This window comes from Enterococcus villorum (genome assembly GCF_007990225.1).
Classification (GTDB): Bacteria; Bacillota; Bacilli; order Lactobacillales; family Enterococcaceae; genus Enterococcus_B; species Enterococcus_B villorum.
Genome location: NZ_BJWF01000029.1, coordinates 1 through 21,838, shown reverse-complemented (window position 1 = coordinate 21,838; position 21,838 = coordinate 1). Strand labels below are relative to the sequence as shown.

Genomic DNA, 21,838 nt, shown 5'->3' with positions numbered 1-21,838 from the left:
TCTCCTTTCATAGGTATAGCGATTTTTCATATTGCTTCATCTTTTGATAATGCTTGTCATTATTACTACTGATATCACGTAAACGATGTTGGACCCCTAAGCATAAGAAACAACCAATTAAAAGAAATGATATAACAAAACTTCGCCCATTTATTCCTTGATTCATAAAAGGAAACAGTGAGTGAAACAACGGAGTAAAAACAACTAGCAATAACCCAACATTGGTGATTAACTGTAGCCAGTAATAGACTATGGTACGTGGAACTACATTTTTAGGTGTCCTGTACAATTTTGCTTGTTCAAAAACTGCTGGCAAAATGCTGACAATCAAAAAAGCTGGAATAAAAAATGTCGTTGAATGAACTAAAATTAGTGCAATCAACCAGTATAAATTAACAAAGAAAAAAACTGCGCCTAGATACCGAACGAAAAGGTAACGATTAAAATACATTGACTTGAGACTTAGTTTTTTACGATCTAAATCAAGGGATTTTTTATTGACATCTTTCACATTTTCACCTCCGTTTTATTTTTTACTATTTTGTGCACTTTGCTGATAAAGATAGTTCATTTCTTGAGCAACTTCTAATAGAGTCATCGTTGTCATCAAATGATCTTGTGCATGAACCATAATGATTTCCGTCTCAATTTTTTTGCCATTAGCATAATCTTTTAATAATGCCGTTTGTGACTTATGTGCTTGTAAAATTTCCTCATTTGCCTCTGTTAAAAGCTGTTCTGCTTCATCAAATTCACTTTTACGCATACCCGCAAATGCTTGATGAATCGTCGTACGAGCATTGCCACTATTTAAAATGATTTCAAATGCAGCCACTTGGATTTCTTCACTGTTCATAATATTCTCATTGTTTTGTGTCATCATCTTCCTACTCTCTTTTTTACATTAATTGCAAAAATAACTTACTAAAATTAGTAAATGTTGGTTTTGCCAATATTTTTTCCTGAAATGATAGACAATCTACCAATTTTACAATCGCTTTAGTCATCATTGTAATTTCCTTATTTTCAATATAAGAAGGAGAAATCAAAAAGACAAAACGTATATTTTTTTCTTCATCCCATCTCATACCTTTTGGAATTAATGCCACAGCAATTTTGGTGGAAATCCCTACTGGTAGTGCAGGATGTGGTACAACAATACTGTCACTAAAGATCATCTGGCCCATTTTCTGACGATGATTGATTTGTTTCAATAATTCATGGGGATAATCTTTAGCTTCATTAACGCTTAGTAATCTTGTTAGTTCTTGTAAGACTTGGACTTTAGTCGTCTTATTATCATAAAACTTGAAATACTGTTCTCCTGTTTGTTCCAACAGTATATTTTGCTTGTATTGATCTTTTTCAACACTTAACTGTGGACGAATGAGCTGTCGATTTTTTGTACAAATTTGCTGGATAGTTTTGCGAATCTTTGCAACATCCTCATCGTTTAAAAAAACACTGACATGAACGACAGGAATTGGAAAAAACATAGTAGAAAGATCAATAGAAGAAATAATCAGATCCGCCTCTTTTAAACATGCGTTATCAATTTCGTAATAGCCTTTTATATTAGTCACAGTAATGTGCTTTTCAAACTCGTTAACTACCCGATTTTTTAACAATTGGGCACTACCATATCCTGTTGCACAAATAATTAACGCATGTACCTTTTGCATATCTTTTACTTTTTCCATTGCAGCCATTACATGTAAAGTCAAGTATGCCCATTCATCATCCGTCATTTGGTAATTTTGTAAAACTGGCATCTGACCTAGATGTTTTTTTGTTAATCCATAAGCTAAAGAATAATTATTCCTTATTTCATGGGTTAAAGGATTAACTAATGTTCTTTTTCTTTCAAGTCTTATAAGCATAGGTTTCAAATGATCTAATAAACCACTTTTTAATTGATAATCCGCATTAAGTGAATAGCCCAAGCTTTTGCTTAATGAAGCAATCGCTTGATTTAGTTCACTGCCAAGTTTTTGATTTTCTTCCACAACAGGATGATTAGACTTTGCCATTAAATGTAATGCAAGATAAGAAACTTCTTGCGGTGGAAAGGGAAACTCAGAAAATACTTCAATTCGTTTGACTATTTTTCTGGCAACTTGATACTCTACTTTATGGGAAATATCAGCAATCATCCCTAATTCTTTGATTTCAAAACCTTCTTTTAGACGTTTAATACTTAAGACAAGATGTAAAATCAAATTTTGAATAATAATATCGGATAGTTTCAACTTGGCTTCTCTGATTTCATCTAAAATAATAATCGTCAATTCTTCAAAACTAATATCTTGAAAAAAAGGACTATTAATTAAATATTTTTTTAAAGAGTTCGTATAATTTTTACCGAAAAAAGTATCCAAAATGAAATGACGTTTGTTGCGTTCATCTCCTTTCACCCAAAGACCCAAACCATGTTTTGAAACAAGCGTTAATGTATAAGGTTTTAACTTTAATTTGATTTCTTGAATATCTTTGCTTAAAGATGAACGGCTGATAAATAATTCTTCTGCTAAATCATCTAAATTAATGGTAGCATCTTCTAGTAATAACTTATTTAGGATATAGTTTTTCCGATCTGTAATATCAGAAATCAGTGGTGCGCTTTTCTCATCATTCAAAATAAGTCCTTTTTGAGCTAAAAAAAGATCAAAATTTAGTTTATTTAAAACTTCCAAACGATATCCATAACCTTGTTTGGAAGTAATTTTACCGCCTTTTTCTTCCACTAACCCTTTTAAGTTATGAATATACGTGCGGACAGTGCGGTCAGACAATGACAACTCAGAGGCCAAGTATTGGCTAGTAACAAACTCACCTTGGTGATCAACCAAGTGTGAGAGCAATTCTCTTTCCTTTAGTCTCATTATCTTCCCTCATTTTCTATATATTTTTTTCAATCACTTCACTTAACTTTTGAATCCCGGTTGGAATTGGAACATAGGCTTGAAACGGAATGCTGACAACTGGTTTGCCAACTTCAGCGCCTAATTTTTTGAATTTATCTAAAAACATCGTCGTTTGCGGAGAAATTAAAAACAAATCAAAATCGCTTGCTTTGATCATATTGTCTCCTTCCGTTGCTGATACAGCATCAACTATGATGTTCTCTTCTTTATTTTTGAAATATTCCGTTGTTTTTGCTGCCATCATAGAAGACGACATTCCTGCTGCACAAATAATTAACGCTTTTTTCATAGCTATACACTCCTTCAATTTGTTTACTCTTTGTTTCATAACGTTTTGGTACCAATAAAAAGAGCCTTTGCAACTTCTTGCCAACCTTCTTATTAATGTGATGCAACAACTTCACCAAAAAGAAAATCTTTTGGTAAACCTGCCATCAATTATTCTCCTCCTTAACATTTTATCGTTTGTATACACAGTATATTTTGAAAACGTTTCCTAAACAAACAAAATATTTCCTTAGTACTACGGAAAAAAATTCCGTTTTCATTTTCCATTAATTGTTTATAAATGATACAAGAGCATTCTGTAACATTCCCCAAGTGGCTCATTTAAGACGATAGCTAAGTTAACCCTACCAAAGTTATATCGGTTGATTTTTTACTAATCCTCATCATTAAAGCAACTAAAACAAGGACAAACTCCCCGAATTGAATCATCCAGCCAATCACTTCAACAACAGACAAAAAAGCTACTCCTTTCTAATAGTAGGCATCAATCCTTGGAGCACCTATCGCCATAAATTAAACATTAAAACAATCACATTTTTCTGACATTTTGTTTTCTAATAAACCCTTCTGACTAAAATAATTAATATACGTATAACATAAGAAAAGACCTTGGATTCACCCTTAATCCAAGGTCTTTTTATCTCGAGGTCTCATCGTTATATTATTCGTATAACTTATTTAAATTAGGATCAAAATTGTTATCGTTTCCACCGCTATCAAAATTGATTCGATGATATTTTCTACTCCTATAGAAAAATAGATTCCTTTTTGTTTAGACAGAAATGTTTGACGATACTTTTTGGGAATAGCATATCCCAAAAGTACAGCTGAATAGAAAGTAATAAGTGTTACTGTGCTATTACTGTGATTGAATGCGAAAAAAATACTCAAAATAAAAAGTAAAAATTGGAAAAGTTTTACTATTTTCATTTTTTTCATTCTTATTTCTCCTCATCATTGATTTTTATATGTACTAATGCCTATGTACGCTTTATTATAAAGCATACATAGGCATTACACTACTTACATTTTTCTACCAGCGATAATCGTATGAAGAGGACCATCTAGCTTCAGTTAGCGCTATTCTTGCTGTTCCAGTATTTCCATGTTTGTCAATATTGTCTCTGCAGGTCACTGCATATGATGCAAGTTTACCTGCTGTAGCTGCCAGAAAACCCGCAGCAACTCCTGCAAGAAGTCCTACTCCGCTAGCTTTAGCAAATGCTGCTAAAATCCCACTTGCTGTAGCACCGCCTGCTGCAGCAACATACATGCCATTATATCCTGTTCGTGCTGTTTGCTTACCAGAAGCGGTATTGTAGTATACATTCCAACCACCGTTTTGTAAGCGTTGGCCAATTCCTGCTCTTACGGAATACATTTCTGCCCCATCGTACTTGTCAAATAAATATTGTGAAGCTGCCTCAGGGTTAAGCTCTGAAGATAACTTGAACTGCATGGTAGCTGTTTCTTGCTCCATGGCTACCCACTTGTCATTTTTTATTACTTCTGATGCTTGGTCGACAGTTGTTGAAATATCCCCTTCATCGGCATATACAATCGTAGAAACCGTAGGGGATAGCGAACCTAAAATTAATGTAGTAGCAACAAAGAATATGGCATAAATATTTTTCATTAAAAGTCTCCTATACTATTTTATTTTTGTAACCGCTAATAAAGAAAGTGTATCATATTTTCTAGATTAAAAATCCCCAAAAAATAAAAAAAATATTTATAAATTAGTACAAGTAATAAAATTAATAAAAAAAATTCAATAGTGATCAATCATTAAACCATCATGTTTCCTTCAAATTCATTCTTGTCTATTCAAACAAGAAAAAATATTTTTCCCTATCTTTTCCACAGCATTTACTGTACTAAAACAACTATTTTTTCTAGTATGAATTGCTTTCAGCTGTTTTTCAAAAACCACAAAACATAGTATTCCACAGTTTCCACAACACAAGATATAGTGTTTGTTGATTGACTTTTTTACTAATAGTTTTATACTATTCATTATAGACGAACAAGAACTGTAAGGAGGCAATAAAAATGAATGTAAAAATATTTTCTAAAAATAATTGTATGCAATGTAAGATGGTTAAACGCTTTTTATCTGACAACCAAATTGATTTTGAAGAAGTCAATATTGACGAACAACCAGATGCAGTTGAATGGCTAAAAGCACAAGGATTCCAAAGTGTACCTGTTATTACGTCGGATGCACAAACAGTGATCGGGTTTCGCCCAGATCAACTGCGCAAACTTGCTAGTTAGTCAACAGTCAACTAAACGGAACGTATAATTGGATTTGATGGAATTGAGGCACTTGTTTTTGCCACAACCTCCCCCAAATCCTTTTTTACAGCACAAAATAACTAGAATAAAAAATATGAAATGAAGGTTGGGCGTAGGTATGAGTCTTAAGCAGTTAAAAGATGTCAGTTACTTTAAACTGAATAATGAAATCAATCGACCAGTTAATGGTCAAATTCCTTTGAATAAAGACAAGGAAGCTTTAGCAGCATTTTTTGAAGAAAATGTAAAACCAAATACAATGACTTTTACGACTGTCACGGAAAAAATCAATTACTTGATTGAAAATGACTATTTGGAATCAGAATTTATCCAACTTTATTCTGCGGAATTTATTGAATCACTTTACCAATTTTTAGCAGAACAAAACTTTACATTCAAATCATTTATGGCGGCCTATAAATTTTATTCACAATATGCGTTGAAAACCAATGATGGCACTGCTTATCTTGAATCTTATGAAGACCGTGTAGCATTTAATGCCCTTTATTTTGCCAATGGGGATGAACAATTGGCTCTTTCTTTAGCGGATGAAATGATTCACCAACGTTACCAACCAGCTACACCTTCTTTCTTGAATGCTGGACGCAAACGTCGTGGAGAACTTGTCTCTTGTTTCTTAACTCAAGTAACGGATGACATGAACTCTATTGGACGTTCAATCAATTCTGCTTTGCAGTTATCACGGATCGGTGGTGGCGTGGGGATCACACTTTCAAATCTACGTGAAGCGGGTGCGCCTATTAAGGGGTATGAAGGAGCTGCAAGTGGTGTCGTTCCTGTGATGAAATTATTTGAAGATAGTTTCAGTTACTCTAATCAATTAGGTCAACGTCAAGGCGCAGGAGTGGTTTATTTAAACGTCTTCCACCCAGATATTATTGCCTTTCTTTCTGCCAAAAAAGAAAATGCCGATGAAAAAATTCGTGTAAAAACTCTTTCTCTTGGGGTCATCGTTCCTGATAAGTTTTACGAACTCGCTCGTAAAAACAAAGACATGTATCTTTTCAGCCCTTATAGTGTGGAAAAAGAATACGGCGTCCCATTTTCTTATGTAGATATTACAGCTGAATACGACAACTTGGTAGCCAATCCAAACATTCGTAAACAAAAAATTAAAGCCCGCGAATTAGAAAATGAAATTTCAAAATTACAACAAGAATCCGGGTATCCTTATATCATTAACATTGATACAGCCAATCGTGAAAATCCAGTGGACGGAAAAATTATTATGAGTAACTTGTGTTCGGAAATTTTGCAAGTTCAAACGCCTTCTGTGATTAATGGCAAACAAGAATATGAAGTATTAGGCACAGATATTTCTTGTAACCTAGGTTCAACGAATATCGTCAATTTGATGGATAGTCCTGATTTTGGTCGCTCTGTTCGTACCATGACTCGTGCATTAACTTATATTACAGATGCTTCTGATATTGATGTGGTTCCACCTATTCAAAACGGCAACAAATTAAACCATACCATCGGATTAGGTGCGATGGGCTTGCATACCTTTTTTGCCAAAGAACATATGGAATATGGTTCTGAAGAATCACTTGATTTCACAAATATTTACTTTATGCTTTTAAACTATTGGACACTCGTTGAAAGTAACACGATTGCCCGAGAAAGAAAACAAGTTTTCCACAATTTTGAAAAATCAGCTTATGCAGATGGCACTTATTTTGATAAATATGTGACTGGAAAGTTCCAACCAAAATCAGAGAAAGTAAAAGCTTTATTTGAAGGAATCTTTATTCCAAGCGCAAAAGATTGGGAAGACTTGAAACAAGCGATCATGAAAGATGGCTTATACCATCAAAATCGTTTAGCCGTTGCTCCGAATGGCTCGATTTCTTATATCAATGACACGAGTGCAAGTATCCATCCCATTACACGCATGATCGAAGAACGCCAAGAAAAGAAAATCGGAAAAATCTATTATCCAGCACCTTATCTTTCAAATGACACCATTCCTTATTATACGTCAGCTTATGACATGGATATGCGTAAAGTGATTGACATTTATGCAACGGCGCAAAAACATGTGGATCAGGGAATGAGCTTAACATTATTCATGCGTTCTGAAATTCCAGAAGGTCTTTATGAATGGAAAACAACTACCAAACAAACAACGCGTGATTTAAATATTTTGCGTCATTATGCTTTCCATAAGGGAATCAAATCCATTTATTACGTTCGTACTTTTACAGATGATGCAGAAGAGATTGGTAGCAATCAATGTGAAAGTTGTGTCATCTAATTTCAGATTGTCAAAAAATCTAGTACAGGTAATTTAAATAAAGGAGCATTTCTCATGTCAGAAACTTATTACGAAGCAATAAACTGGAATGAAATTGAAGATATCATTGATAAATCTACGTGGGAGAAATTAACCGAACAATTTTGGTTAGATACGCGTATCCCTTTATCTAATGACTTAGACGATTGGCGCACGCTTTCACAGTTAGAAAAAGACACCGTTGGACATGTCTTTGGTGGACTAACTTTGCTTGATACTGTTCAATCTGAAAGCGGGATGGATCAGCTACGTAAAGATGTTCGTACACCTCATGAAGAAGCGGTATTGAATAATATCCAATTTATGGAATCTGTTCATGCCAAAAGTTACTCTTCTATTTTTAGTACATTAAACACCAAAAGAGAAATTGAAGAAATTTTTGAATGGACAAATACAAATCCTTATTTACAGAAAAAAGCCGAACGGATCAATGAAATCTATAAAAATGGGACTCCGTTAGAAAAGAAAATCGCAAGTGTTTTCTTAGAAACCTTTCTATTTTATTCAGGATTTTATACCCCTCTTTATTATTTAGGGAATAATAAATTAGCAAATGTTGCGGAAATCATCAAATTAATTATTCGAGACGAATCAGTGCATGGCACTTACATTGGCTATAAATTCCAACTGGGATATAATGAACTGCCAGAAGAAGAACAAGAGCAATTAAAAGATTGGATGTATAATTTACTGTATGAATTATACGAAAATGAAGAACGATACACAGAAGAATTATATGATCCAATTGGTTGGACCGAAGAAGTCAAAACATTCTTACGTTACAATGCCAACAAAGCATTGATGAACCTAGGAATGGATCCTCTTTTCCCAGACACTGCCAATGACGTCAACCCTATTGTGATGAATGGGATTTCTACCGGAACAAGCAACCACGATTTCTTCTCACAAGTTGGTAACGGCTATCTATTAGGTCATGTTGAAGCCATGAAGGATGACGATTATTTAATTGGTTTAGAATAAAACAAAAAAGAACGACCAAACAAGAATTTTTGAAGTGAGCCTCCTAAGCTTTTCAGACTAACTTAGGAGGCTCACTCTATTTTTCCCATTTCATCCGTTCTTTGTTTGTCACACCAATTAAGAGGAATCCATTTTTTGTTTTTGAAAAAGGAACCGTTTATTCTACTGCTTTTCCTGTTGTTTCTTCATAATCTTTCTTCATGATTTCCCAAGACGTTTGAATGTCTTCCGCTAACCCAAACAGGCCACTACGACCAATAATATAAATATCTGGTCCCGCTTCATCGATTCGCTTAAATGACTGACGATTGGAAGAACCATCCATTTCAATCAAATAATCATATCCTTTTTCTATTCGCAAATACCGTAGTTCTTTGATTTTACCTAACGTACTTTCAATAAAACGTTGTCCTGCAAAACCTGGATCAACGGTCATAATGGTTACTTTGTCCACTAATTCGATGTAAGGAAAGATCATTTCAATCGGTGTTTCTGGATTTAAGACGACACCTGCTTTTAATCCAGCTTCATGGATTTGATCAATTAAGCGAAATGCTAGTCCATCTAATAATTCAGCATGCATACAGATCCATTCACATTTTTGTTGAATCAATTGCTGAACCCAATAGCTTTGGTCACAAACCATTAAATGGACTGACATGGGTAACTGACTGATTTTTCGAACTTCGTCAATAAACCATGGCGATAGCGTAATATTAGGTACATAATGCCCATCCATAATATCAATATGGTAAGAATCCACATGTTGATTTAAAAACTCAATTTGTTCCTTAAATTTATCCAGATCCATCGTCATTAACGATGGAGAAAAAGCCACTTTACTCATTGAAAAAACTCCCTTATTTTGTTAAATCGTTTGAATGATTTTTGCTAAACCAGATGAACTTTTACTGATCCCTTTTAAAATATTTGAATATCGTCCAAACTGATATCCTCTTCTTCTTTTTCCGTCATTGATTCGACTTCCTCGCTGACGTCTTTTTTAATAATTGCTAAAACCACAGCTGTTACAATGACATTGACGATAATTGCTAATACTCCTGCCCAAGGACGTGACATAGTAGGAATCATTAGGACTCCACCAAAAGGTACCGTGGCATCCGCTCCTAGAATCATTGTTGTAGCACCACCAGCAAAACCACCAATCGCTGTTGCAATGACCCCTCGGACAATATCATTCATTACTAAAGGAATCACCCCTTCAACGATATTGATCACCCCCATTGGCACAGCTGATTTTAAGGTTTCGACTTCCATTTTTGTGTAGATATTTTTACGGAAAAGTTTCGCAATAAAATAAGCCAATCCAAATCCGATCGGTGTCGCAGTATTCACTAATTGTAAAGCAGTAATTGGACCATTTATCCCTTCTGCTTGCATCGTCAATACAAAAGCAAAGACTGTTTTATTGATTGGACCACCGTAGTCAATGCCACTTAATAATCCAATGACACCACCAAAGATTAGTAAGGAAGAGTTGCCTAATCCATCTAGAAAATTAGTTAGTAACGTCGTAAATGCTGCTACTGGTGTACCAATAATGTAAACCATCACTAAGCCACCAATCAGAGAGGCTAGAAATGGAATAAGCAGAGTTGGCATCAAACCTTTGGCCCAATTTGGCACTTTGAAATAATTTAAAATAGCTAAAACAAGATAACCTGCCAGATAACCGCCTAATATTCCGCCAATAAATCCCGCACCAATCGCATTTGCTGTTAATCCAATAATAAAGCCAGGAGCAATACCGGGTTTGCCAGCAATGGAATAAGAAATGCCCGTTGCAATGACTACAGGCAATAAACCTAATCCAGCACCACAGACAATTGGAATCAAATAAGAAATAGCTGTTAACAAGTGCCCTTTTAAATTCAACTTTTTGATTTTTTCCATGAGTCTTTCTCCTTATCTCTATGAAATTATTTGTTTTTCTAACACTTCTTGCACTTTTTCAATCAATTTATTAGGAGATTTTACCGCAACCTCCGTTGGTACCTAAATGATCGTTTTGCCTTTAAAACGTTCTCTGCCAGTGATTTTCACGTCAATTGCTAAAATCACCAAATCTGCTTCTTTGATTTGTTCAGTGGTCCATTTATTTTCAATGCTATCCCTTGTGTTTCGACGTGTATCTCATGATCGGCTTTTATCGCTGCATTTTCTAGCTTTTCTTGGGCAATGTACGTGTGGGCAATCCCACCTGTGCATGCAGCTACTCCTACGATTCTAATTCTTGCCTTCCCCTTTTACTTCTAATTAAATGCAGCGACTACTTCATCTTTATTTTTTGCTTTTATTAATCGATGAATGACTTCATCGTTTCCTAGTTTTCTAGCAAATAAAGAGAGTAATTTTAAATGTTCTTGTGCCCCTTCATTGTCGTCCCCCACTGCAAATAAAATGATGCCTTTAACCCCTTTTCCATCTAAAGATTCCCAGGGAATTTCATTTTCTGTTACACCAATAGCTACACCGATTTTATCCACATACGGACTTTTTCCATGCGGAATAGCAATATAGTTACCAATCCCTGTTTGCCCTTCCTCTTCTCTAGCATAAACATCTTTTATAAACCCATTAACATCTGTAATATAATTGTTTTGTAATAACAGTGTCGCAAGCTCTTTCAGAACTTCTTCTTTGGTTACGCCAGCTAAATCCGTTTTAATATTTTTTTGATCAATAATTTGGGATACCTCAGCCATGTCATTTTTCTCTCCTATTCTTTACTGATTGACAACTTCAGTCGCTTTTTCGATTAATTTATTGGGTGATTTAATCGCAATTTCCGTTGGTACTTGTATGATACGTTTGCCTTCAAAACGTTCTCTACCGTTAATTTTTACATCAACTGCTAAAATCACCAAATCCGCTTCTTTGATTTGTTCAGGTGTTAGTTCATTTTCAATACCAATTGTGCCTTGCGTTTCTATATGGATTTCATGACCTGCTTTAATGGCTGCACTTTCTAGTTTTTCTTGGGCAATATATGTGTGAGCAATTCCCACCGTACATGCTGCTACTCCAATGATTTTCATTATTTATTTCCCCTTTATCTTAAATTTCTTCTAGTTTTTTTCCTTTTTTTAATATTTGTATTACCTGCTCATTTGCTAGACAACGCATAAATGTAGCAAGTTGACGTTTTATTTCAAGGGACTCATTCGGTGCAAGAAAAACCGCAATAATTAGTTCCACTTGACTGACTTCATTGCTCCATTTCACGATCCGATTTTTTAGTGGAAGTATCATCACACGAGTCTTAGTTACTAACTCATTTTCGATATGCGGCAAGATAACCCCCTCATCAATTTGAATATTCCCTATTGCTTCACGTGCCAGTAATGCTTGGTAAATTCCATCTTTTTTATTGACTGTTTGTGGATATAACTGATGAGCTAACCACTCATATACTTCATTTTTTGAAACCAATAGTAAGGGAATTTGATATTGAATCCAATCATCTTTCATTGTAGATTTCCTCAATCTTTCGTTTAATTCTTGTTTGATCATCTGCCGTCAACATGCCACTAACGAGTAAAGTACGTGCTGGCAATTCATCCTTGATTCCAATTGTCGTTAGAATCAATTCAATTCCTGGATTTTTCTTTAACGCACAATGGTAATTTTTTGTAGCGATCACATCCACAATCGTCAGTTCAGGAAATTTTTTATTGATTTTTGCCCTTAATAATTCCGATGTACCAATACCTGTTGTACACATGATCAATGTTTGAATAGGTAATTGTTGTGTTTCTAACATTCGAGCAAAATATAAAGTAATAAAACCATTTTCGTCTGGATTGATTGGTGGTAACTGATATGCTTCACTGATTTTCTTGGAAACATCAGAAACGTTTTGATAAATTTCTTCATAGGTCAATTGAATTTGCTCTAGTAGACCATTTTTTACATGAATATGGTTTTTTAAACGGTTAAGCATAGGTTTGATATGATTGGCAAGGTCAACAAAAATTGCTTCACTTGTTATTTTTATATTAATTTTTTCGCCTACTTCTTTTAGATAATAGGAAGTAATTTCAGCGACTTTATCAGGAAAAGTTGGTACTGTTTGTATAGCTTTTTCCATTCGTGAAGAGATTAAATATTGATATAGATAGTAGACTTCACTCGTTGATAATTTTGTGACAAGGTAACGTTCAACATTTTGAATTACAATCTTAGCCATTTCATAGACATAACTTTCACGATCCAACGTTTGGCGTTGCTCTAAAGATAAATCTATTTCTTTAATTTGGACATTTGTTTTCCTTGAACGGCTAATTAGAATATATAGATGAGAGAAAATATTGACATTATACGGGTAAGGAATCCCACCTCCTATTTTTTTCTCAATCAATTTCAATTGTTCTGAAACAAACAGGACGTCATAACGATTGAAATTTAATTCTTGTGAAGTGTTAATTTCATCAATATCAAGGATATTCATTTGCCACATCATTTCTGCAATCCCGCGACGAATATTTTCTTCGGAACCACTGATTGCTAAGGTGCGATTCTTGCGGATTAACTGAAGGTCAAATTTTTTTATTTTCTTAGCAATTTGCTTTTCATCGTTAGCAATCGCTGAATCACCTACATAATAATCTTGAAAGAGTTCATTGATTTTGAGTGCTTTGGGAGAGGATAACAATAATTCTTCCATCACCCGATCTTGACGTTCTGCTGGTGATAGATCAACAGAGAGTTTATTGCTTTCATTTTTTTGTTCAATAAATTTCGCATAATCTAATTTATAACCTCGTCCTTTTTCTGATAAGATCAAATGACCATTAGAAAATTCAAGATTTATTTTTTTATCAAGCGGTAGACTGTTTTTGTTGAAGTATCTAATAAATAAGCCAATTCTTCTGAAGTCATATAATCTTTTTGTTTCGACAACAAAAGAATTAATTTATTTTCACGGTTTATCTGACTAGTCATAATTTGTCCCCCCCTGTACCTTTATCATAAGACAGATACTGAATTTTGCTTCACTTGTTTTTGTCCATTGCAACAGACATTTTTGTATGCGTTTTCTTAATTTTCATCCTATTTTTTTCTTTATAATTAATGAATAGTGATTTTATTAATTATAGACTTTTTTTAGTTTGCTGTAAGAAAAATAAGCCATTCACTTTTAGCAAATCAAGTTTACTTATCTTATTCTAAAAATCATCCACGTTAAAAGTTTTGAAAGAGTCTGATTCTATATCTAAACAAAGAACTTTTCTTTTACTAATGAGTGTATAGACCAACATCTTGTTCATAATAAATTAAAAAAATGAAAATAAAGGCTAAGTAAATAGAAGCAATCTTTCAATTTTCTTTTGAACGATTGCTTCTACGAAGTTTAATTACATTTAAATTATTTAACAAATTACTTTCTCAATTCCTTCTTAGTATGAAGACTATAAAAAACTAAACTAGAACACTATCAACTTACCTTACTTCATGTCACCACTACTCAGACAGTTCTGGAAAATTACGACATCCTCAAGCAAGATCATTTCTTGATAATAAATGGTCAATAAAAAACACAGGAAGATAACTAAAGAATCTCTAGTTATTTTCCTGTTTATTTTTTGAAAAGTATCTAAAAAAGCCCTAAGTTTTTTCTTTATTTTCTCACCAACAGCAGATATTGCCCCCTTCATATATAAACTGAATTGCTTACAAAATATTTTTTATATTTCTCTCTTATCTTCTCTATTAATTGTCATTTTTACTAATTTTCACAAATTGATTCTCTTTTTCTGCCGTAGATTCAAATTTACGCAATAAGTAAATCTTTCTAATGTTCAATACTAATGTCTTGATCACCGCATAAACAGGGATACAGATCAACATTCCCATAATTCCTGCGACACTTCCAGCTCCAATCAAAACTAAAATAATCAATCGTTAATGGGTGCATGTTCATTGTTTTTCCAAATAATAAAGGTTTGATCACATTTCCATCCAATTGTTGAATAACCAGAATAGAAAGTGCCATATATAGCGCCTGAAAAGGGGAAACAAAGAAACCGACAATCACTGCTGGAACAGCCCCAATAAAAGGACCAACGTATGGGATAATATTCGTTACTCCACAAAATACAGCTAATAATAAACTATATGGTTGCTTAAAGATCGTCATAGCAATAAAACTCATTACACCAATGATCACGGTATCAACGATCGTACTACTAATATAAGCAGAAAGAGTCTCATTCAATTCTTTAACTGTTTGCCGCAATTCTCCTCGTATACCCTGTGGGAAAAAATTTGATAACGCATCAATAAATTTGTGACCATCTTTAAACATGAACAATAAAATAAATGGTACAGTAAACAGTAAAACAAAAAACTGCATCATAAATGAAAAGATTTTTGAAACACTGCTAGTCAAACTAACTAACACAAGATTAAAAAGATTACTCAGAGATAGATTTGCAGCTGCTAGTTGTTCCTCAATATTGAAATTTTTAATTTCTTCTCGTTGAGCCAGTTCATTGATCCATTTGCTTGTCTCTTCTGCATACATGGGTAAACTTTTCGATAACTGGACAGTTTGTTCCACTAATTGTGGAACCACGTTCATGATCGCTAAAATAGCTAGTACAAGTAAAACGGCGAACGTTAATATGTACCCATAAACTCTAGGTATCCGATGCTTTTCTAAAAATACGACAATTGGATCGAACATATAATAGAAAAAACCCGCAGTAAATAAAGGCAACACAACAGCTGATACCATTTTTAATATTGGACTAAATACATTTGGCATTTGTAAAATAAAAAATACACCAATAATCGTTAATACCAGTTCTACCGTCCAAAATAATAATTTTGATTCTTTAAACTTTGAATACATACATCTCCTCCAACTTTTAATACCTTTATTTTATCATTTTATTAGAAAGAAAACGCTATTTTATTAAAAATTATTAGTTAAAATCTTTTCATTTTTTATAAATATTCCACAATATTTATAAAAAAAAAGAAGAGACGTCTATAGACCTTCCTCTCCTTTTTCAAAAACTGAATATATTTGGTTAAATTTAAATTGATTATACTAACTATCTTATTGAGCAATACTTACCAAATGTAGCTTCATAATATTTTTATAAGCAGATAGCTCTTCAATAACTTCTGCATAGGTCATTCCTTTTGGTAAATCAATGGTGTAAACATTTTTATACACTCGGTAATCATCAACAAAATCCACGTCAAAATTTACATCTTCAATGATAATTCCTCGTTGTTCAAAATAATCCGTTAGAAAATCTTTCGTCTCTTTTCGATGAATAAATTTTATTTCTAATTTTTTCGTAGTCGGTACGTGAATGACTTGTTTAACCACTGTTAGTGCAATAACAATCCCGATAAAACTGATGATCGCAATCCAATAAATCCCATACCAATTGCAATCCCTAATCCTGCAATCGCCCATAAAGAAGCAGCTGTAGTAAGTCCCATCACCGATTGCTTGGTCACAATGATTGTACCTGCTCCTAAGAATCCGACGCCACTAACCACTTGTGCAATCAAACGGGCTTCATCAGAACGTATTGTTCCAACTAATTCTGGGTATTCTAAAGCCTCTCTTAAGGCCTTACTTGCAATTTCCACTTGTATCAAGGCAATGATACAAGCACCCATACATACTAAAATATGTGTACGCATACCTGCTGGACGATTTTTATATTGCCTTTCAAAGCCAATCGCCCCGCCAAAAATTAAGGCGATGCCTAATCTCAACATAATTTCTGGAACAGATAATATCATTTCATCCATCTAAAACACCCTCCAATCCAATATAGCATGATTATGTAAAGCAAACAAAATAAATACATCCTTTCTTTTAAACATACCCATCAATCGTTCGTTTATTTTTATTGAATTTCTAATCAAAAAAAAAGAGCCGACTTGATTCGTCGAGCTCCTAAACTATTTTTTATAATTTACTTGCAGCAGCTTCATCGATGATGACTACTACGTTGTCATGATTTTGTAATGCACTTGCTGGCATCTCTGCTGTGATCGGGCCTTTAATCATGCCTTTAATCGCATCTGCTTTATTTTCTCCATATGCAAGTAAAACAATTTCTTTGCCTTTTAAAATAGAACCAATTCCCATAGAAACAGCTTTCGTAGGAACATCTTCTGCTTTGTCAAAAAAGCGTTTGTTCGCATTAATCGTTGATTCTGTTAAATCTACGACAGAGGTTGTTCCATCAAATGGTGCGCCTGGTTCATTAAAACCAATATGTCCATTTTGTCCAATCCCTAGAATTTGGATATCAATTGGATGTTTTTCAATAATATCATCATATTCTTTACAAGCAGTTTCAAGGTCTTCTGCTTTTCCGTTTGGCACATAAGTTTCTTTAAAAGGTTTTTTATCGAACAATTGACTATTCATAAAATGACGGTAACTTTGTTCATCAGAGCCACCCAATCCAACGTATTCATCTAAGTTTACAGAAGTCATGTCACTGAAATCCAGATCGCTTGAAGTCATTTCTTTATATAAAGTAATCGGCGTACTTCCGGTTGCAAGTCCTAGCACTTTTGCACCATTTTCCATCCCTTTTTTGATAATTTCAAAAGCTTTTTTTCCGCCTTCTTCAGCATTTTTCACTCGAATGATTTCCATAACGACTACTCCTTTGTTTTTGGTATAGCCCAATCATAGCACGTTTTTTTCGATTTTACAACATTAGTATAGACCAAATCAATGAATTTTCATTTTTTTAACTATTTCATTAAGCAAAAGCTATCTGTCCTAAGAAATGAGCATCATAAAAAGGCTGTCTTTTTTTCAAGTAAATAGACTTTCTTTCTATTTATAAAACTTCTATTCCAAGCTCACTCTGAAAAATCAGTATTGCTTTTCTTATTTTGAATGAACAAACTTATCTCATCAACTAAATCCTTACTAGCATAATAATTGACCCGTGTTTTTTATCTATAAGCACCAAGAATCTTTGGTGTTTTCTTAGTCAGCTTTTTTTCAACAAATAGCGTGTCCATTAAAGTTTAACAGAACACATACTGGAATTTGATAAAATAAAAAAGAGGGGTAATGAATCAATTATTTCCCTCTTTTTGCTTTATCTTATTGAATTTAATTAGACTACTTTTCTCTAAAAACAACATACTGAAAGAAGAAGGCAGCTAACTGAAATGCAATACCTATGGATGTGACGCCTAGCCAACCAGCATGTTGCCACATAGTTGTTCCAAGTAATGAGCCAGTCGCTCCTCCAATAAAATACATAAACATAAAAACAGTATTGTTTCGGTTACTAGCTGCTTCTCCTAATCCTTGGACTCTCGTTTGATTAGCAACTTGTCCAAATTGATTTCCCACATCTAATAAAATAATAGCAAATAATAATACTGTTAAATGACTTCCAGCAATTAGTAATGCAATAAAACTGATTGTTTGCATCACAAGTCCCATACTAACAATTTTTTTCTCCGAATAAGAATCCGCTAAACGACCAACGATTGGTGCTGCAATTGCTCCTGATAAACCAAAAACAGCTAAAATTCCCGCTTCAAATGTCCCCCAACGATAGACAGGACTACTAATATAAAAAATCAACGTCGACCAAAAGATTGAAAAGGTACCAAACATAAAAAAACCACTAATTGATGCTTCTCTTAGTAACCTCTGCGACTTAACTAAGTATGGCAAACTTCTTAATGAGTCAAAGTAGGAAACAGAAGTTTTTTTAACTGTCTGTGTACGTGGCATTTTCCAATACAATAAGCCTGTTAATAGGGCAACCATCACTAATGCGAATAAATAGATCATCCGCCACGAAAAGAGACTAGCCACAATTCCAGAAACCGTTCGTGAAAGTAAAATTCCTACTAAAAGACCACTAAGTAAAGTACCCATGACTTTCCCTCTAGCTTTTGGTCCAGCTAATACAGCACCATAAGGAATAATAATTTGTGGTACGATCGACAGTAATCCAATCAAAAAAGAAGCACAAGCAAATAAAGTAAAAGATGGGGCAAAAAAAGCAGCCAACAAAGAAATAGCTGATAAAGCGGCCATCCGAATAATTAATTTTGGACGATCAACCACATCTCCTAACGGTACCAAAAGCAACAACCCTAATGCATAACCTAATTGGGTTAACATAGTTAAAATACCGATTGCACTTGTACTCACTGATAAACTTGCGGCAACTTTTGTTCCAATCGGTTGAATGTAATACATATTGGCTACCACAACGCCACATGTAATTGATAAAAGTAAAATTAGTGAATGTGTGAATGTATTTTTTTCATTTCTCTCCATTTATTTCCCTCATTTCCTTTATTAGTTTACAACTTCTCAGAAAGATTGGAAATAGAAAAATTCATTCTGTTGTTCTTTTAGGTGATTAGCTTTAAACTCAATGAACAAATCATTTCTCACTACTCTAAATGTCGTTTTCTGTGATCCATATAAATAACAACAATTAAGATTGTCAATATAAGAACGCTTGCCACTAACCCCATTGCCATCTTGCTGTATCCATGAAACAATGCTTCTCCACCACAAGCGTATAACAAAGAGGACGGAATCACACCGAGTATGATCGACAAGAGAATTTCACGAATTTGTAAATTTAAGGTGGTTGCTGCAAAATTAATGACAGATGAAGGAATGATCGGCACCATGTATCCAATCATCAAACCAATTTTAGGATGCCTCATACGGCGAATCGCTCTCACCCAGCGGTTGTTTTTTTTAGAGTGATCAAAAAGTTTCAAATGTTGCATTAGAAAAATCGACAAGATATTCCCACACGTATTGCCAAAAACATTGATCAATGTACCTATTAACGGACCGAAACTTAATCCAACAAGAACACCAATAATTGAAGTAGGAATACCAGGCACAGCACACATAATTCCCATAAGCAAACTCAAAATCAGCGCCGAAGAAAATCCATGAGAACGGATACTTTCCATCAATTGCTGACGACTTGCTTTGGGATTAAAGAATAGTTGAATATCTGATTGGTATTCGAGGTATAAATGATAACCGATAAAAATAATTAGTATTATACCGATTACTATTAATAAAATACGCAACGTTTTTGTTTTCATTTCTTCACCTGCCAAAAATAATCGATTATGTATTAGTTTATCACAAAATAAAAAAAGTGCCGCAATCCTGTTTCACTAGGAGTGCGGTACTCGAATGATTAAATGACATTATTTCATACTAATAAAATTTGAAAGTTCTATCCTAACATATGCTAACTTTAATAAAATCAGATTGCTAATATGGATACATGATTCCTTAGGGTTCCATGTTTTTCTATATTTTAAAATCAACTTTTCGCTAGCGTATAAAGGGCAATGTACAAAAAACCTCAGCTAAAAAATGATTAGTTGAGGTTCTTAACTACTTAATGTTACGTATACATCTGGCAATCCAATAATCGTTTCTGTATCTTTTGTTTTCTAGGATCCACTTCGACTTTTTTTAATTTGGTCTTCTATTTCTTTTTTCCTTTGGTGCAGTCTTTGCTGTACTTGTATAAATTGTTTTTTCCCGACAGACTTTTTATGTATTTTACTTAATAAGAGTTGCTTGTTGAGTTTTTCTAATTCTTGTTTCATTAGTTTGACTTTTTTAGGACTTATATTCTGAAGATGATGGACCCGAAACTTTTTTATTCCATCAGAAATGTTTTTTCTCAGCTCTCTGCCTCGCATCAAACTTACTATATTTTTAGTTTTTTCCCCATATTCTCTTACCTGTCCTTTCACATTAAAGAAAGCAATTTTTTAGTCTAGTGATATCTATTATCATACCTCTAAAATATTAGATCTCCTTCATCCACAGAAGAAAAACGTATATACAATAAATTTCTGCTACTTATATAGAGTAGGACTTTGTTGTTCTATAGAATTTATTTTTTTACGTATCTTTTGTGCTTCTTGAGAGTATTTTTCACGATTTTTTATACTTTGGTTTTTTAAATCGTTAAATTTTTCCTTTGATCTTATTGGAACGGTTTGTTCAATTTTCCAAAATTCATGGATACTCTTTGTTTCATTTTTTATTTTTCTTAATGTACTAAGTTCTTTGTTTAACAATTCTTGTTTTGTATATTTCTTTGATTCTTTCATTATTAATTCTCCCCTTTCAAAAAGGATTATATACTTACTTTTGTAAAAGACTAGGACTATTTTTTCTATAAATCTAAAAAATTATTTTATAAAGAGGTATGCAAAATGCGAAGTAGTTTTTTGTTGTTTAATAAATTAAACTTTATCCTGGATAAATCAAGATTTGACATTCTATTTTACAAAAAATGTTAAACTATCTAAAAATTATTCTAATGACATTTTATTTTTATTTTGGAAATTATAGTTTCCTAATCTTTTTCACTTTGGTTACAGTAATATAAAAGGAGGTGATATTAATGGGGCAAAGTTCTTCAAAAAAAGATCCTCAAAAGAAATTAAGAGCAAGCATAAGAAGGCTATCTCGTTCAACGGAATCATTACAAAAAACAAAGAAAAAGCTAAAAGATGAGATAAGAAAAACAAACGATAAAATTGAAAGAAAATCCGGATTTAAAAGAAGTAATAGCTTCGAATTTTCAAGATAAATAAAATTTTGATATTCTCCCTCTTTCTAGTTAGAGGGGTATTTTTAAATTTCCGAATTGAAAGTTTATTCTATCTTTCGTCGTAAAATTGGTAACATCTGCTCCAAATTAGATCAATAACACGGTTGATTGTATGATTTTTTCATCACCAAAACCATACGCTAAATTATAAACTAGTTTCTCTTTACTTACATCTATTTTAGATAAGTAACCCTAATGATCGGTAGATACCTAGTAAATATTTTAACAAATACTGTCAATGACGTAATTAAGACAGCCAAACAAAATTTCGAAAAAGTTGTTTGGCTGTCTATCTTTTAAAAAAGTAAAAAAAGAACCCTTGCATCACAAGGGTTCTCCAATACTCAACGAATGAGTCAATTATTTAACAG

21 protein-coding genes and 3 pseudogenes are annotated in these 21,838 nt (G+C 33.5%); 3 read left to right on the top strand and 21 right to left on the bottom strand.

Annotated features, from left to right (window positions below):
• Positions 1-7: 7 nt before the first annotated feature.
• From EVI01_RS09840 to EVI01_RS09815, 7 genes are all read right to left on the bottom strand, one after another.
• Positions 8-511: a hypothetical protein gene (locus tag EVI01_RS09840; RefSeq protein WP_010751800.1), complete on the bottom strand. Its 504-nt coding sequence runs from the start codon at positions 509-511 to the stop codon at positions 8-10.
• 15 nt (positions 512-526) lie between these two features.
• Complete coding sequence (locus EVI01_RS09835; protein WP_010751801.1) at positions 527-880, bottom strand: PTS cellobiose transporter subunit IIA; 354 nt, start codon at positions 878-880, stop codon at positions 527-529.
• A 19-nt stretch (positions 881-899) separates the two neighbouring features.
• Positions 900-2,882: a BglG family transcription antiterminator gene (locus EVI01_RS09830; protein ID WP_010751802.1), complete on the bottom strand. Its 1,983-nt coding sequence runs from the start codon at positions 2,880-2,882 to the stop codon at positions 900-902.
• 16 nt (positions 2,883-2,898) lie between these two features.
• Complete coding sequence (locus EVI01_RS09825) at positions 2,899-3,213, bottom strand: PTS cellobiose transporter subunit IIB (RefSeq protein WP_010751803.1); 315 nt, start codon at positions 3,211-3,213, stop codon at positions 2,899-2,901.
• Positions 3,214-3,545: 332 nt separating this feature from the next.
• The gene (locus tag EVI01_RS13885) at positions 3,546-3,668 is read right to left on the bottom strand and encodes a putative holin-like toxin (RefSeq protein WP_222593952.1); all 123 of its coding nucleotides are present in this window, start codon (positions 3,666-3,668) and stop codon (positions 3,546-3,548) included.
• A 222-nt stretch (positions 3,669-3,890) separates the two neighbouring features.
• Positions 3,891-4,151 carry a hypothetical protein gene (locus EVI01_RS09820; protein WP_010751804.1) on the bottom strand — a complete coding sequence of 87 codons (261 nt, stop codon included), beginning with the start codon at positions 4,149-4,151 and terminating at the stop codon, positions 3,891-3,893.
• 94 nt (positions 4,152-4,245) lie between these two features.
• A complete protein-coding gene (locus EVI01_RS09815; protein WP_010751805.1) occupies positions 4,246-4,848 on the bottom strand; it encodes a hypothetical protein in 603 nt (200 codons plus the stop codon).
• 416 nt (positions 4,849-5,264) lie between these two features.
• Between EVI01_RS09815 and nrdH the strand changes: the two genes are divergently transcribed.
• The 3 genes from nrdH (at position 5,265) to nrdF (ending at position 8,808) form a co-directional block, all read left to right on the top strand.
• The gene (nrdH, locus tag EVI01_RS09805) at positions 5,265-5,489 is read left to right on the top strand and encodes a glutaredoxin-like protein NrdH (RefSeq protein ID WP_010751806.1); all 225 of its coding nucleotides are present in this window, start codon (positions 5,265-5,267) and stop codon (positions 5,487-5,489) included.
• Between the two features lie 139 nt (positions 5,490-5,628).
• Positions 5,629-7,788 carry a class 1b ribonucleoside-diphosphate reductase subunit alpha gene (gene nrdE / locus EVI01_RS09800; protein WP_010751807.1) on the top strand — a complete coding sequence of 720 codons (2,160 nt, stop codon included), beginning with the start codon at positions 5,629-5,631 and terminating at the stop codon, positions 7,786-7,788.
• A 54-nt stretch (positions 7,789-7,842) separates the two neighbouring features.
• Positions 7,843-8,808 carry a class 1b ribonucleoside-diphosphate reductase subunit beta gene (gene nrdF / locus EVI01_RS09795; RefSeq protein WP_010751808.1) on the top strand — a complete coding sequence of 322 codons (966 nt, stop codon included), beginning with the start codon at positions 7,843-7,845 and terminating at the stop codon, positions 8,806-8,808.
• A gap of 157 nt (positions 8,809-8,965) precedes the next feature.
• On the opposite strand, the gene alsE is transcribed toward nrdF, so the two are convergent.
• The 14 genes and pseudogenes from alsE to EVI01_RS09730 all read right to left on the bottom strand — a co-directional run bounded on the left by alsE (position 8,966) and on the right by EVI01_RS09730 (position 20,961).
• A complete protein-coding gene (alsE, locus tag EVI01_RS09790) occupies positions 8,966-9,655 on the bottom strand; it encodes a D-allulose 6-phosphate 3-epimerase (RefSeq protein WP_010751809.1) in 690 nt (229 codons plus the stop codon).
• Positions 9,656-9,729: 74 nt separating this feature from the next.
• Positions 9,730-10,722, bottom strand: a complete 993-nt coding sequence (locus EVI01_RS09785) for a PTS fructose transporter subunit IIC (protein WP_010751810.1) — start codon at positions 10,720-10,722, stop codon at positions 9,730-9,732.
• 18 nt (positions 10,723-10,740) lie between these two features.
• Positions 10,741-11,060 (bottom strand): annotated as a pseudogene (locus tag EVI01_RS09780) (PTS fructose transporter subunit IIB).
• A gap of 21 nt (positions 11,061-11,081) precedes the next feature.
• Positions 11,082-11,534 (bottom strand): PTS sugar transporter subunit IIA, encoded by a 453-nt coding sequence (locus tag EVI01_RS09775; protein ID WP_010751811.1) that lies wholly within the window; start codon positions 11,532-11,534, stop codon positions 11,082-11,084.
• Positions 11,535-11,555: 21 nt separating this feature from the next.
• On the bottom strand, positions 11,556-11,867 hold the full coding sequence (locus tag EVI01_RS09770) for a PTS fructose transporter subunit IIB (protein ID WP_010751812.1): 312 nt from the start codon (positions 11,865-11,867) through the stop codon (positions 11,556-11,558).
• Positions 11,868-11,886: 19 nt separating this feature from the next.
• Positions 11,887-12,300 (bottom strand): PTS sugar transporter subunit IIA, encoded by a 414-nt coding sequence (locus EVI01_RS09765; RefSeq protein WP_010751813.1) that lies wholly within the window; start codon positions 12,298-12,300, stop codon positions 11,887-11,889.
• Entirely contained in the window at positions 12,290-13,615 is a 1,326-nt protein-coding gene (locus EVI01_RS09760) for a BglG family transcription antiterminator (protein ID WP_010751814.1), read from the bottom strand. Before EVI01_RS09760 ends, EVI01_RS09765 begins: the two co-directional genes overlap by 11 nt.
• 23 nt (positions 13,616-13,638) lie before the next feature.
• Positions 13,639-13,773, bottom strand: a complete 135-nt coding sequence (locus EVI01_RS14280) for an HTH domain-containing protein (RefSeq protein WP_010751815.1) — start codon at positions 13,771-13,773, stop codon at positions 13,639-13,641.
• A 768-nt stretch (positions 13,774-14,541) separates the two neighbouring features.
• Positions 14,542-15,685: pseudogene (locus tag EVI01_RS09755) on the bottom strand (AI-2E family transporter).
• A 210-nt stretch (positions 15,686-15,895) separates the two neighbouring features.
• Positions 15,896-16,608 (bottom strand): annotated as a pseudogene (locus EVI01_RS09750) (MgtC/SapB family protein).
• A 160-nt stretch (positions 16,609-16,768) separates the two neighbouring features.
• Positions 16,769-17,470 carry a glucosamine-6-phosphate deaminase gene (gene nagB / locus EVI01_RS09745; protein WP_010751819.1) on the bottom strand — a complete coding sequence of 234 codons (702 nt, stop codon included), beginning with the start codon at positions 17,468-17,470 and terminating at the stop codon, positions 16,769-16,771.
• Positions 17,471-17,950: 480 nt separating this feature from the next.
• Complete coding sequence (locus tag EVI01_RS09740; RefSeq protein WP_010751820.1) at positions 17,951-19,132, bottom strand: MFS transporter; 1,182 nt, start codon at positions 19,130-19,132, stop codon at positions 17,951-17,953.
• Between the two features lie 119 nt (positions 19,133-19,251).
• The gene (locus EVI01_RS09735) at positions 19,252-19,929 is read right to left on the bottom strand and encodes a TVP38/TMEM64 family protein (protein WP_010751821.1); all 678 of its coding nucleotides are present in this window, start codon (positions 19,927-19,929) and stop codon (positions 19,252-19,254) included.
• A gap of 774 nt (positions 19,930-20,703) precedes the next feature.
• Positions 20,704-20,961, bottom strand: a complete 258-nt coding sequence (locus EVI01_RS09730) for a hypothetical protein (protein WP_010751822.1) — start codon at positions 20,959-20,961, stop codon at positions 20,704-20,706.
• Between the last annotated feature and the right edge of the window lie 877 nt (positions 20,962-21,838).